This window comes from Streptomyces sp. NPDC091279 (genome assembly GCF_044757465.1).
Lineage (GTDB): Bacteria > Actinomycetota > Actinomycetes > Streptomycetales > Streptomycetaceae > Streptomyces.
The window spans coordinates 297,482-310,522 of the sequence record NZ_JBIVVA010000012.1; the positions used below are offsets into that span (position 1 = coordinate 297,482).

General features: G+C 71.0%; 12 protein-coding genes and 1 riboswitch. Of the genes, 6 read left to right on the plus strand and 6 right to left on the minus strand.

All coding sequences use genetic code 11. The annotated features are described in order from the left end of the window. Window positions 1-117: 117 nt before the first annotated feature. Entirely contained in the window at window positions 118-693 is a 576-nt protein-coding gene (locus ACIQOU_RS29365; RefSeq protein ID WP_401541230.1) for a TerD family protein, read from the minus strand. A 190-nt stretch (window positions 694-883) separates the two neighbouring features. Here ACIQOU_RS29365 and arfB point away from each other — a divergent pair, with 190 nt between their 5' ends. After that, window positions 884-1,312, plus strand: a complete 429-nt coding sequence (gene arfB / locus ACIQOU_RS29370; protein WP_401541232.1) for an alternative ribosome rescue aminoacyl-tRNA hydrolase ArfB — start codon at window positions 884-886, stop codon at window positions 1,310-1,312. Window positions 1,313-1,497: 185 nt separating this feature from the next. On the opposite strand, the gene ACIQOU_RS29375 is transcribed toward arfB, so the two are convergent. Further along, complete coding sequence (locus tag ACIQOU_RS29375) at window positions 1,498-2,103, minus strand: flavin reductase family protein (RefSeq protein ID WP_401541235.1); 606 nt, start codon at window positions 2,101-2,103, stop codon at window positions 1,498-1,500. 457 nt (window positions 2,104-2,560) lie between these two features. Here ACIQOU_RS29375 and cdgB point away from each other — a divergent pair, with 457 nt between their 5' ends. Together cdgB and ACIQOU_RS29385 are read left to right on the plus strand one after the other, a co-directional pair. Next, window positions 2,561-4,213, plus strand: coding sequence for a diguanylate cyclase CdgB (gene cdgB / locus ACIQOU_RS29380; RefSeq protein ID WP_401541238.1), 1,653 nt, complete (start codon window positions 2,561-2,563; stop codon window positions 4,211-4,213). 115 nt (window positions 4,214-4,328) lie between these two features. Then, the gene (locus ACIQOU_RS29385; protein ID WP_401541240.1) at window positions 4,329-5,267 is read left to right on the plus strand and encodes a CBM35 domain-containing protein; all 939 of its coding nucleotides are present in this window, start codon (window positions 4,329-4,331) and stop codon (window positions 5,265-5,267) included. Window positions 5,268-5,593: 326 nt separating this feature from the next. Here the strand turns inward: ACIQOU_RS29385 and nagA are convergent, their stop codons facing one another. Further along, entirely contained in the window at window positions 5,594-6,736 is a 1,143-nt protein-coding gene (gene nagA, locus ACIQOU_RS29390) for an N-acetylglucosamine-6-phosphate deacetylase (RefSeq protein ID WP_401541243.1), read from the minus strand. After that, window positions 6,736-7,680, minus strand: a complete 945-nt coding sequence (locus ACIQOU_RS29395; RefSeq protein WP_401541246.1) for an ROK family protein — start codon at window positions 7,678-7,680, stop codon at window positions 6,736-6,738. The genes nagA and ACIQOU_RS29395 overlap by 1 nt, the downstream gene beginning before the upstream one ends. 165 nt (window positions 7,681-7,845) lie before the next feature. Here ACIQOU_RS29395 and ACIQOU_RS29400 point away from each other — a divergent pair, with 165 nt between their 5' ends. From ACIQOU_RS29400 to otsB, 3 genes are read left to right on the plus strand one after another with little or no spacing between them, the layout of a single operon-like run. Then, entirely contained in the window at window positions 7,846-9,054 is a 1,209-nt protein-coding gene (locus ACIQOU_RS29400; protein ID WP_401541323.1) for an ABC transporter substrate-binding protein, read from the plus strand. A 51-nt stretch (window positions 9,055-9,105) separates the two neighbouring features. Continuing rightward, a complete protein-coding gene (locus ACIQOU_RS29405; protein WP_401541248.1) occupies window positions 9,106-9,339 on the plus strand; it encodes a DUF3263 domain-containing protein in 234 nt (77 codons plus the stop codon). A 19-nt stretch (window positions 9,340-9,358) separates the two neighbouring features. Continuing rightward, window positions 9,359-10,243, plus strand: coding sequence for a trehalose-phosphatase (otsB, locus tag ACIQOU_RS29410; RefSeq protein WP_401541250.1), 885 nt, complete (start codon window positions 9,359-9,361; stop codon window positions 10,241-10,243). Between the two features lie 10 nt (window positions 10,244-10,253). On the opposite strand, the gene ACIQOU_RS29415 is transcribed toward otsB, so the two are convergent. Continuing rightward, window positions 10,254-11,642 (minus strand): trehalose-6-phosphate synthase, encoded by a 1,389-nt coding sequence (locus tag ACIQOU_RS29415; protein ID WP_401541252.1) that lies wholly within the window; start codon window positions 11,640-11,642, stop codon window positions 10,254-10,256. 131 nt (window positions 11,643-11,773) lie between these two features. Beyond that, window positions 11,774-12,718 (minus strand): glucosyl-3-phosphoglycerate synthase, encoded by a 945-nt coding sequence (locus tag ACIQOU_RS29420; RefSeq protein WP_401541255.1) that lies wholly within the window; start codon window positions 12,716-12,718, stop codon window positions 11,774-11,776. 160 nt (window positions 12,719-12,878) lie between these two features. Beyond that, window positions 12,879-13,035, plus strand: a riboswitch (SAM riboswitch). The last annotated feature ends 6 nt before the right edge of the window (window positions 13,036-13,041 follow it).

Here is a 13,041-nt window from a genome sequence, read left to right on the forward strand (position 1 = left end):
GCCGGTGCAACCCCACTGGGCACCGCCGACGAGCCATCGACGCACCGTCGACAACGAGCCGTCGATCTCAAGCCCCCGCAGGCTCCCGGAGCCGTGGCGGGGGCGTGATGAGCGACCTCAGACGTTGACGCCGAAGTCCTGGGCGATGCCCACCAGGCCGGACGCGTAGCCCTGGCCGACCGCGCGGAACTTCCACTCCGCGCCGTTGCGGTACAGCTCGCCGAAGACCATCGCCGTCTCGGTGGCCGCGTCCTCGGAGAGGTCGTAACGGGCGATCTCCGCGCCGCCCGCCTGGTTCAGGATGCGGATGTAGGCGTTGCGGACCTGGCCGAAGTTCTGCGAGCGGTTCTCCGCGTCGTAGATCGAGACCGGGAAGACGATCTTGTCGATGTCGGCGGGGAGGCCCGCGAGGTTGACGTTGATCGCCTCGTCGTCGCCGTCGCCCTCACCCGTGCGGTTGTCGCCGGTGTGGACGATCGTGCTGTCCGGGGTCTGCTTGTTGTTGAAGAAGACGAAGTGGGCGTCCGAGTAGACCTTGCCCTGCGTGTTCACCGCGATCGCGGACGCGTCGAGGTCGAAGTCCGTGCCGGTGGTGGTGCGGACGTCCCAGCCGAGTCCCACGGTGACGGCGGTCAGGCCCGGGGCCTCCTTGGTAAGCGAGACGTTGCCACCCTTGGACAGGCTTACGGCCATGGTTGGGAGTCCTTCCCTCGTTGCATACCTACGGCTTCGTGCTTCGTACTGGGGACGAAGCTACCGTCACCCCCTTGAACGTCGCGCAGGGTCCCGAAGGTTCCGGATGCCTTTACCTTTTTTACCCGCGTCTTCCGGCCGCCCCGAATATGGGGTGACGCGGACGCCGCCGACCCGCGACCATGGACCCATGTCCGGTCCCTATGTCATCCGCGGCTCCGTCTCGCTCCCCGAGGCCGAGCTGGTCTGGCGTTTCTCGCGGTCGTCGGGGCCGGGTGGTCAGCACGTCAACACCAGCGACTCGCAGGCCGAGCTGCGCTTCGACCTCGCCGCCACCGCGTCCCTGCCCGAGGTCTGGAAGGCACGCGCGCTGGAACGCCTCGACGGGCGGCTGATCGACGGGGTCATCGTCGTCCGCGCCTCCGAGCACCGTTCGCAGTGGCGCAATCGCGAAGCCGCCGCCGTACGCCTCGCGGCTCTCCTCGCCGAGGCGACCGCGCCGCCGCCCAAGCCGCGCCGCGCCACCCGGATTCCCCGGGGCATCAACGAACGCAGGCTCCGCCAGAAGAAACAACGCTCGGACACCAAACAGGGCCGCTCAGGCCGGAACTGGGGCTAACGCACGTTAGACCCTCTAGCGCCCGCGACTGCCGCTAACCCACCCTGTCGCGCCCGTTAGACCCTCTCACCGACGCGACCAGCGCCAACCCGGCCTGTCGCAACGGTGACACCCTCTAACGGTCGTGACCGCGACCAGCACCAGCGCACCCCGTCGCGAAAGTGACACCCTCTAACGACCGCTGGCTACCGCAACTCCCGGTACCGCCCCCGGAAATACGTCAGCGGGCCGCCCTCCGAGCTGGGCACCCGTGCCGTCAGGACGTGGCCGATCACCAGGGTGTGGTCACCCGCCGGCACCCGCTCCCGCGTGCGGCACTCCAGCGTGGCCAGCGCCCCGTCGAGCAGCGGCGCGTCCGTCAGTTCGCCCCGGGTGTGCGGGAGGTCCTGGAAGAGCAGCCGGTCGCTGAGCCGCCCCTTCATCGCGAACCGCCCCGCGATGTGCCGCTGGCTCTCCGCGAGCACCGACACCGCCCACAGCGGCTGCTCGTCGAACACGTCGTCGAGGCGGGACCCGGTCCGCAGGCTGACCAGCACCAGCGGCGGGTCCAGCGAGACCGACAGGAACGCCGTCGCCGTCATGCCCACGTCCTCACCGGCCGGTGCCGACGGGTCGTCGGGGTCGAGGGAGGCCTCCCGCGCGGTCACCAGGACCACGCCCGCGGCCAGCCGGGACATGGCGGCGCGGAACTCGTCGTTGCTCACCCCCTCAGCATGGGGGACGGGCGGGGCGGCGGCGGAGGAAGTCTGGGACACGCGGGAAACGCTAGTCTCCGCACTGCGCGCCCGCATCGGGCCCCGGCCCGAGACCGGACCTAGGACGGCGGCGGCACGGACTAGGACCAGCGACGGAGGGGTCCAGGGCATTTCCCGCAAAGTTTGCGTTCGGTAAACGCAATCGGAAAGTCCCGGAAAAGGCAGAAACCCCGCCCAATTGTTCACCTTTCGCTGTGACTTGACTCACAAGGGGCATGAATTGTTGACCCTGTGTACCGAGTGCGGAGCGCGCTGTGATTCAGTGGCTGGGAATGATGAACCAGGTAAGCGCACCGCCGTTGAACAGATGAACCGACCGGCCGGACGTCCGGAGCCACCGTCACCGGGCTCGGCCGACCGGTACCGCAGGACCAGCACCGCCATCAGAGCACTGCCGACCAGCAAGCACTGCCGACCAGCAAGAGCACTGCCGACAAGACAAGCGCCGAAAACGTCCGTTGACGCGCTGCGAGGTCTCGGGGGGAGGGCGACCATGGAGACGGAGTCGGAGCCTTACGTCCGCCTTGCCACCCTGCGACAACTGCACCAGGTCATGGCGGACATGAACACGGCCCGCAGTCTGGCCGACACACTCCAGACCGTCGCCGACGGCGTCGTCAACGGCCTTGGTTACGAACTGGCGTGCGTCAACCTCGTCCGCCCGGACGGCGATCTCGTCGTCGCCGCGTTCGCCGGAAACCCGGCGGCCGAGGCGCTGATCACCGGCCGGGTCGGCTCCCGGGAGTCCTGGGAGCGCCGGCTCGCGATGGGCGAGCACTGGGGCGACCTGGTGTTCATCCCGCACACCGAGGGCTGGGTCCTCGACGACGACGACGTTCCGCAGTGGTACACCGACGGGCCCGCGCCCCGTTTCGAGGACGAGTGGCACCCCGCGGACCGGCTGCTGGCGCCGATGTTCACGCCGGGCGTCGGCGGCTCCTGCGGCGAGCTGATCGGCGTGCTCTCCGTGGACCGCCCGCGCAACGGCCGCCGCCCCGGCGCGTGGGGGCGCGAGGCGCTCCAGATGTACGCGTTCCAGGCGGCCATCGCGATCAGCAACGCCCGGCTGCGCGCCAACATGCAGCGCGCCCTGGTCCGGCTCGAACGCGACCAGCAGGCGTTGCGGGCGAGCGAGGAGAGTTTCCGGCAGGCGTTCGAGTACGCGCCCTCCGGCATGGCCATCGCCGAGATGGGCGGCGACCAGCACGGCCGCATCCTGCGCACCAACGACGCCCTGTGCCGGCTGCTGGGCCGGCCCGCCTCCGTGATGCGCCGGTACGCCTTCTCCGACCTCGTCCACCCCGAGGACATAGGCACCCTGCTGCGGACCTCCGCCGAGGGCGGCCGGGCCGAGCTGCGGCTCGGGCGCCGGGACGGCACGTTCGTCTGGGTCTCGCTGCGCAACAGCGTCGTCGCGGACGCCGCCGACGGCCCGCGTTTCCTGCTCACCCACGTCGAGGACATCGAGGAGCGCAAGCGCCGCGAGCTGCAACTCGCCCACCGCGCCTCCCACGACTCCCTCACCGGCCTGCCGAACTCCGCCGAGCTGCGCTCCCGGCTCGCCTCCCGCCTCTGCCGCCGCCCCGCCCCGGGCGACCTGGAGACCGTCGACGCCGCCTACGGGCACCCCGGTTACGACACCGGCGCCGGTGACCACGGGTTCGACCTGCGGACCGCCTCCGAGGTGTACGAGGCCCACGACCACCATGTGCACACCGTCGCCCCCGAGGGTGACATCGACGACGGCACCAAGGGGCTCGCGGTGCTCTTCTGCGACCTCGACGGCTTCAAGTCGATCAACGACAGGTTCGGGCACAACGCCGGTGACGCGGTCCTCATCGAGGTCGCCGGGCGGCTGTCCCGCGCGGTGCGCGACGGCGACACGGTGGCCCGGCTCGGCGGCGACGAGTTCGTCGTCCTCGCCGACGGTCTCGGCCGGGCCGACGCCCAGGACCTCGCCGTTCGGCTGCGCAACGAGATCATCCAGCCGGTCCGGGTGGACGGGCGGGCGATGCGGGTGGGCGCCAGTTTCGGCATCGGGTGGGCGCACTGCGGGATGACCGCGGACGAAGTGTTGAAGTCCGCTGACGAGCGGATGTACGTAGAGAAACGATCTCGTCCCAAACAACATCGACGAGCGGGATGATCCGCAGGTCAGTGAGTCGGTGCGATCCGAGTCACCCGTTTGGGCCACGAGGAGCGGGTAGGCTCGCCAGTCTGACCCCACGCACCCGACCCGCACCTGCTGAGGAGTACCTGGGATGACGTCCGGCAACAACGGCGCCAGCACGCCCGAGGACGACGACCCGTTCGGCTACCTCTACGCCGACGGGCAGGCCAACGGAGCGCAGCCCCCGTCCGGCGGCGGCTACGGCTACCCGAACTCGGTCAACCGGGTCCGGCCGGTCGGGCAGCGCCAGTACGGCGGCCCGCAGCAGCAGACGCAGGCCCCGCCGGTTCCGCAACAGGGCGCGTACGGCCAGCCCAACAGCCACTACGCGGCCCCGGAGACGTTCCCCGGCGGCCCCTCCACCGCCCCCCAGCAGGGCTACAACGGCGGCGGCCGCAGCCGTGGCCCCAACACCAAGGGCCTGCTGATCGGCGCGGTCGCGGTGGTCGCGGCGGTCGTCATCGGCATCGCGGTCGCGATGGCGGGCGACGACAGCGAGGACAAGAGCAGCGACGCTGCGGGCGCGACGCCGTCGCAGTCGCAGAGCGACGCCCCGAGCCCGTCGGCGAGCAACAGCACGGCGAGCGAAGAGAACCTGCCGACGATCGACGCGAAGGCCCTGCAACTCGCCGGTGGCGCCACCACCGCGTCCGACGTCAAGGGCGCCAAGGCCGACGGCGGCGTCTACGTCTCCAACTTCAACAACGTCGGCGCCTCCCTCACCTGGAACGTCAAGGACATCCCCAAGTCGGGGAAGTACTCCCTCTATGTCGGCTACGGCGTCCCGGGCAAGGACGCCACCGCCACCCTCACGATCAACGGCACGGCGCTGAGCAGCGCCATGGACCTGAAGAACTGGGCGAACGCGGGCGAGGGCGACTACGCCAAGGGCTGGACGAAGACGTTCAACTACATCCAGCTCAACAAGGGCGCGAACACGATCAAGATCTCCTGCGAGCAGGGCAACCAGTGCGACGCCAATCTCGACCAGCTCTGGCTGGTCAAGGGCTGGGTCAAGTCCGACAGCTAGCCAACCACCCAGCCCCAGCCCACCAGGAACACGGGACTACATCGACCTACGGCTCCGCCACCTTCGAAACCCCGCCAGCCCCAGCCAACCAGGGGCGCGGGGCTGTATCGATCTGCGGCTCCGCCGCGTGGCCGCGACCAGCGTTCATGCCGCAGCCTTCGAAGCCCCGCGAACCTCAGCCCACCAGGGGCGAGGGGCCGTCACCTTCGAAACCCGGCCAGCCCCAGCCCACCCAGGGGCGCGGGGAACTGCGCGACCAGCCACGACGGTGCCGCACCCGAAAACACCCCCGCACCCCGCACGCACCCCCCCCGCCCCGAACGCCCTCACCCCAGCCGGGGTTCGACCACCCAACGCCCCCGGCGCATCACGCCCTTGAGGGCGAACTCGGCATCCAGGAGAACCAGGTCGGCATACTTGCCGGGCTCCAGGGAGCCGACCCTGTCGTACAGGCCCAGCACGCGCGCCGGATTCGCAGAGATCGCGGCGACAACATCCTCAACGCCCAGCCCATCCACCCGCACCGCCCGCTGAAACGCCCGGTCCAACGTGAGCGTCGAGCCCGCGATCGACCCACCCTCCACCAGCCGCGCGACCCCACCGCTGACCTCGACCTCCAGCGGCCCCAGCCGGTAACGCCCGTCCGCGCTGCCCGCCGCGTCCATCGCGTCGGTGATGAACGCGACCCGCCCCGCCCCCGCGTGATGGAACGCCAACTGGAGCGCGGCCGGGTGCAGATGGGTACCGTCGTTGATCAGCTCGACGGTGACCCGCTCGTCCTCCAGGAGCGCGGTGACGGGGCCGGGGTCACGGTGGCCGATCGGCGGCATCGCGTTGAACAGGTGGGTGGCGACGCGCGCACCGGCGTCGATGGCAGCGACGGTCTCCTCGTAGTCGGCGTCGGTGTGCCCGATCGCCGCGATCACGCCCTGCTCGGTGAGGAGCCGCACGGAGTCGAGGCCGCCGGGCCGTTCGGTGGCGAGGGTGACCATGCGGGCCTGCCCGCGCGCCGCGTCGACCAGTTTGCGGACCTCCGCCGGGTCCGGGTCGCGCAGCAGCGCCTCGGCGTGCGCGCCCTTGCGGCACGGCGAGATGAACGGCCCCTCGAAGTGGATGCCGGCGATCTCGCCCTGCTCGGCGATCTCGCTCAGCAGCCCGGCCTGGCGGACCAGGACGTCCATGTCGTCGGTGACGGTGGACGCCACCATCGTCGTTGTGCCGTGCGACCGGTGGGCGGCGACGGCGGTGAGGACGGCGTCGGCGTCGCCGGAGAAGGCCGCGCCGCCGCCCCCGTGGTTGTGCAGGTCGACGAAGCCGGGCACCAGCCAGTGGCCCCGGACGTCGAGCGTCTCGGCGCCCTCGGGGGCGCTCCCGGCGATCCGCGTGCCCTCGACGATCACCCGGCCGTCGGCCACGATCCCGGTGGGCAGCACCACCCGGGCACCGGCGAGGACTGTGCAACGAGCCATCAGGTGGTTACCTCCGTGAGGTCAGGGGTGGCGATCAGATCCCGGGCGAGCAGTCCGGCCCCGAGGCAGCCGGCGTTCTCCCCGAGGGCGGCGGGCAGGATCGAGGGCGGTTTCTCGAAGGTGACGCGGGCCGCGACGGCCTCCCGCAGCGGCGTGAACAACGTTTCCCCCGCTTCGGCGAGCCCGCCACCGACGATGAGGGTGCGCGGGTCCAGCAGGGTGAGCGCGGTGACCAGGCCGTCGGCGAGCGCGTCGACGGCGGTCCGCCAGATCCGGACGGCGTTCGGGTCGCCGGACAGGACGGCGCGCGCGCAGTCGGCCGCGTCTGCCGCCGGGTCGCCGGTGGCCGCCGCCCAGGACTCGCTGACGGCGGCGGCGGACGCGTACCGCTCCAGGCAGCCGCGTCGGCCGCACGGGCAGACGGCGCCGCCGGGGCGCACGACGATGTGCCCGATCTCGCCCGCGAATCCGTGCGCCCCCGCCTCCACCCGCCCCTCGATGCCGATCGCGCCCGCGATGCCGGTGCCGAGCGCGACGAACAGGAACCGGTCGGCGCCCCGCCCCGCGCCGATCCGGCCCTCGGCGAGCCCGCCGGTGCGCACGTCGTGCCCGAGGGCGACCGGCACCCCGGCCAGCCGCCGGCTGAGCAGATCGCGCAGCGGAACGTCGCGCCAGCCCAGGTTGGCGGAGTAGACGGCGGTGCCGAGCCGGTCGTCGACGATGCCGGGGACGGCGACCCCGGCGGCGGAGGCGGGTTCGCCGAGGTACTCGACGCCGTACGCGGCGAGGTCGGCGGCGAAGCCGAGGATGGTCTCGACGACCGCGTCGGGGCCGTGTTCCCGGCCGGTCGCCCGGCGGGCCCGGTGCAGCAGCGTGCCGTCCGCCGCGATCAGGGCGGCCTTCATCCCGGTGCCGCCCACATCGAGGGCGATGACATGTCTCACGCAGGACAGTGTGGCCTCCCTACCCACAAGAGGTCTAGTCCACTCACGTGGTGTAGACCTTGAGTGTTCAGATAGCGGACAGTCACACCAAGGGTTGGGGAATCAGCGGTGCAGCGGCGGCAACGGGGCAGGACAGGAACGATCGCGGCGGGGTCCGCGCTGGGCATGACGGTGGTGCTCGGCGGCTGCGGCGGCGGTTCGCAGGACGTCACCCTGAAACTGGTCGCCGCCGACTACGGCAACTCCTCGGCCGACAGCTCCCAGAAGTACTGGGACAGGCTGGTCGCCGCCTACGAGGACGACCACCCCGGCACCACGGTCGACGTCACCGTGTACTCGTGGAACGACGTCGACCGCAAGGTCAAGGAGATGGTCGACGCCGGCCGGGCGCCCGACATGGCCCAGATCGGCTCCTACGCCGACTACGCCGACGCGAACCTCCTCTACAAGGCCGACGACCTGCTCTCCATCCGCACGCAGGCCGACTTCGCCTCCCAGCTCGCCACCGCGGGCCAGGTCAAGGACGTCCAGTACGGCATGCCCTTCGCGGCCTCCACGCGCCTCCTCTTCTACAACAAGTCCCTCTTCACGGACGCCGGTCTCAGCGCGCCGAAGACCTGGCAGGACCTGGCCACCGACGCCGCCGCGCTCAAGGCGAGGGGCGTCACGTACCCCTACGCCCTGCCGCTCGGCCCGGAGGAGTCGCAGGCCGAGACCATGCAGTGGCTGCTGAGCGGCGGGGGCGGCTACACCGACTCGTTCGGCACCTACAGCCTCAACTCCACCGAGAACGTCGCCACCTTCACCTGGCTCAAGGACGAACTCGTCGACAAGGGCCTCACCGGACCCGTCGCCCCCGGCAAGCTCAACCGCGCGGCTGCGTTCACCGCCTTCGCCGACGGTGATGTCGGCATGCTCAACGGCCACCCCTCGCTGATGAAGATGGCCGAGAAGCGGGGCGTGAAGTTCGGCATGGTCCCGATGCCGGGCAACGGCGGCCAGAGCAGGTACTCCATGGGCGTCGCCGACTGGATGACCGCGTTCAAGAAGAATGGTCATGCCAAGCAAGTCGGTGATTTCCTCGACTTCGTCTACAGCGAGAAGAACGTCCTCGACTTCTCCCGCGAGTACGACCTGCTGCCGGTCACCAACTCCGCGTCCGCGGTGATGAGCGACGCCGAGCGGGACGCGGCCCTCAAGCCGTTCCTCGACGAACTGCCCCAGTCCGAGCTGTACCCGGTGGGCCGGACGTCCTGGGCGGAGGTGGCGGCGGCCGTCAAGCAGCGCATCGGCGCGGCGGTCGCCCCGGGAGCCACCCCGGCGACGGTCCTGAAGCAGCTGGAGACAACGGCGACCAAGGCCGACAACAGCTGACGGGGCTCCCGGCGCCGCCGATTGTCAGTGCCGCCCGCTACGGTCGTGGGCATGGACGATTCCGGACTCGGCCGCATGGAACAGGCCGTTCTCGCGCTCGAACGCCGGGGCTTCACAGGCCCCGGCGCCAAGGAACGCGCCATCCGCGAGGAGCTGGACCTGGCCCCCGTCCGCTACTACCAGCTGCTCAACGCCCTGCTCGACGACCGGCGGGCGCTCGCCCACGACCCGGTCACGGTGAACAGACTGAGACGGGTTCGTGATCTCCGCCGCTCGGAGCGCTGAGCCCGGTTAGGGTCGCCCTATGGGCAGCCACACGGACTCGACGCATTCCACGCCATCCCCGTCCCCTCTGCCGACCCCCGCCACCGCGGCCGGCCGGGAAGGGCTCGACGCGATCCTCGCCCGCCCGTCCGGCGCGGTGATCGCCTTCGACTTCGACGGCACGCTCTCCCCGATCGTGTCCGACCCCGAGCAGGCCCGCGCCCACCCCGACGTGGTCCCGGCCCTCGCGGCCCTCGCCCCGAGGGTCGCCTCGGTCGCCGTCATCACCGGCCGCCCGGCCGAACTCGCCGTCCGCAACGGCGGTTTCGCGGGCGTACCCGGCCTGGAACACCTCGTCGTCCTCGGCCACTACGGCGCCGAACGCTGGGACGCGGCCACCGGCGAGATCACCGGCCCCGCCCCGCACCCCGGCGTCGCCGCCGTCCGCGCCGAACTCCCCGGCTTCCTGGAGCAGATCGGCGCCCCCCGCGGCACCTGGATCGAGGAGAAGGGCCGCGCCATCGGCGTCCACACCCGCCGCACGGACGCCCCCCAGGAGGCCTTCGAAACCCTCCGAGCCCCCCTCACCGACCTGGCCACCCGCAACGGCCTGGTGGTCGAACCCGGCCGCATGGTCCTGGAACTCCGCCCCCCGGGCATGGACAAGGGCGTAGCCCTCCTCGACCACGCCCGGGAAGTGGGCGCCACCTCGATCCTCTACGGCGGCGACGACCTCGGCGACCTCCCCGCCTTCGCCGCAGTGGAAGAACTCCGCACCCACACCACCCACACCACCCCCGGCCTCCTCCTCTGCGTGGCCAGCACAGAAGTGACGGAAGTCCGCGACCGAGCAGACATGACGGTGGCAGGCCCGGAGGGCTTGGTGGAATTCTTGAGGAGCCTGACGAAGGCGATCGGGGGGTAGCCCCCGTACCTCAAGCCCGCAGCGCGTCCAGCTGCTCAAGGAACCACCGCGCCGGTGGCAGCGCCGTCGCCGCAACAGCCAACCGCTTCGTACGCTCATCCCGCTCACCCACCGGCATGGCCAACGCGGAGTGCAGCGCGCGAGCTGTGGCGACCACGTCATACGGGTTGACGACCAGCGCATCGTCCCCCAGCTCATCGAACGCCCCCGCCTCCCGCGAGAGCACCAGCACACACCCCTCGTCGGAGACGACCGGCACCTCCTTGGCGACCAGGTTCATGCCGTCCCGGATGGGGTTGACGAGAGCGACGTCGGCGATGCGGTACGCGGCGAGGGAGCGCGCGAAGTCGTCCTTGACGTGAAGCACGACCGGCGTCCAAGTCGCCGTTCCGTACACGGAGTTGATCTCGTCCGCGACCCGCTGCACCTCGGCGGTGTAGTCCCGGTACACGGCGAGGTCCTGCCGCGAGGGGTAGGCGAAGGCGACGTGGGAGACCCGCTCACGCCATTCGGGATGATCGTCGAGGAGCTGCCGGTAGGCGAGCAGACCACGGACGATGTTCTTGGACAGTTCCGTGCGGTCGACGCGGACGATGGTCCTGCGCCCGGCGCCGACCTCCTCGCGCAGGGCGACGATGCGTTCCTCGACGTCGGCCTCGTGCGCGCGCCGGCGCAGGAAGTCCGCGTCGGCGCCGAGCCCGTGCACGCCGATCTCCGTGCCGTCGAGCCCGCCGACCGCGTCCGCGCAGGCGGTGAACGCGTCGGCCCAGCGCCGGGTGAGGAAGCCGAGCCGGTCGGCGCCGAGCATCCCGCGCAGCACCTGGGCGGCGATGTCGTCGGGCAGCATCCGGAAGTACTCGGGGGGTGCCCACGGCGTGTGCGAGAAGTGCCCGATGCGCAGATCGGGCCGGAGTTCACGGAGCATGCCGGGCACCAGGCACAGGTGGTAGTCCTGCACCAGCACCGCCGCCCCGTCGCCCGCCTCCTCGGCCAGCGCCTCGGCGAACGCCCGGTTGTAGGCCTCGTAGGACGCCCACTGGCGCCGGAACTCCGCGTCGAAGACCGGCTCAAGCGGCGTCTGGTAGAGCAGGTGGTGCACGAACCAGAGCACCGAGTTCGCGACGCCGTTGTACGCGTCGGCGTGCACGTCCGCCGGGATGTCCAGCATCCGCACCCCGGCCTCGCCGACCCCGCGCCGTACCGCCTCGCGGTCGCCGTCGGAGAGCGCGGAGCACACCCACAGCGCGTCCGCGTCCGGCCCGATCGCGGAGAGGCCGGAGACGAGCCCGCCGCCGCCCCGCCTGGCGGCCAGCGAGCCGTCGCCTTGAACCTCGTACGAGACCGGACCGCGGTTGGACGCGACCAGCACCTGGGCGGGTACGTCGTGGGTGGGAGCCATACGCCTCAACCTAGCCCGGCCCACAAACGCTCAAACGTGCGGACGCGCTCGGGTGACGGCGGCGGCGAGGACGTATACGAACGACGGTCGAGGTCACCCGCCCGACATCTCGGGCGCCCCCGCCCGCCCGGTCACGCCACCTTGCGGGACGCGTACTCGGCGATCTCCGCCATGGGCGGCCGTTCCTCCGTGTCCACCGAGAACGTGCGCGGCTCAAAACCGTCCTCGCCGCGCTCGAACTGGGTCAGCGCGGGCCGGATCAGATGCCCGCGGGCCAGTCGCAGCTGGGCGGTGCGGTAGATCGCGGCGGCCATCCGGCCCAGCGCCTGCCCGTCCTGGTGCCGGTGCCTGCGCACCCCGACGTCGACCTGGGCCAGCGCGTCCAGGCCCACCAGATGCAGCGAGTCGACGAGCATGCCCAGCTCGATGCCGTACCCGACCGGGAACGGCAGCTGTTCGAGCAGCGAGCGCCGGGCCGCGTACTCACCGCCCAGCGGCTGCACGAAACCGGCCAGCTGCGGCCAGTGCATGTTCAGCAGCGGGCGCGCCATCAGCTCGGTGACCCGGCCGCCCTGCCCGGCGGCGCCGCGCAGCGGACGGTCGTACATCGCCTTGACCAGGTCGATGCCGGGGTCGGTGAGGAGCGGGCCGACGATGCCGAGGACGAAGTCGGAGGAGAACTCCCGCAGGTCCGCGTCGACGAAGCACACGATGTCCCCGCTGGTCACCAGCAGGGAGCGCCACAGCACCTCGCCCTTGCCGGGGACGGCCGGGATGCGCGGCAGGATGTCGTCGCGGTGCACGACCCGGGCGCCCGCCGCGGCGGCCACCGCGGAGGTGCGGTCGGTCGATCCGGAGTCGACGACGACGATCTCGTCGACCAGCGGGACCTGTTGCATCAGGTCGTGCCGGATCACGGCGACGATGTCGCCGACGGTCTCCTCTTCGTTGAGCGCCGGCAGCACCACGCTGACCGTCTGCCCCGAGGCGCGTTTGGCGGCCAGGACCCGGTGCAGCGGGCGATCGGTCACGGACCAGGAGTGGGTGCTCAGCCAGCGCTCGACTTGGTTCATCACAGTGCGCGGCTCCTTAACGTTCTCCGGGCGAGCGGACCGGTGTGATCCATCTCGCGGTTCGGACGACTATCTCAACTGTCCTGGCCTTCGGTTACAGTCTTGAACAACGCTGGTGACCATCGCATGTCGGGGTCCATCGGCGGCCACAACAACTACATACCGCTCATCCAGAGGGGCAGAGGGATACGGCCCGATGAAGCCCCGGCAACCCTCCAGCCGGTCTCGTTCAGATCAGTGTTGATCGTGACGCGAGGCTCCCGGCTCGGGAAGGTGCCAAATCCGTCTCACGGCGAGATGCGTCGTGAGGAAGATGAGGAGAAAGG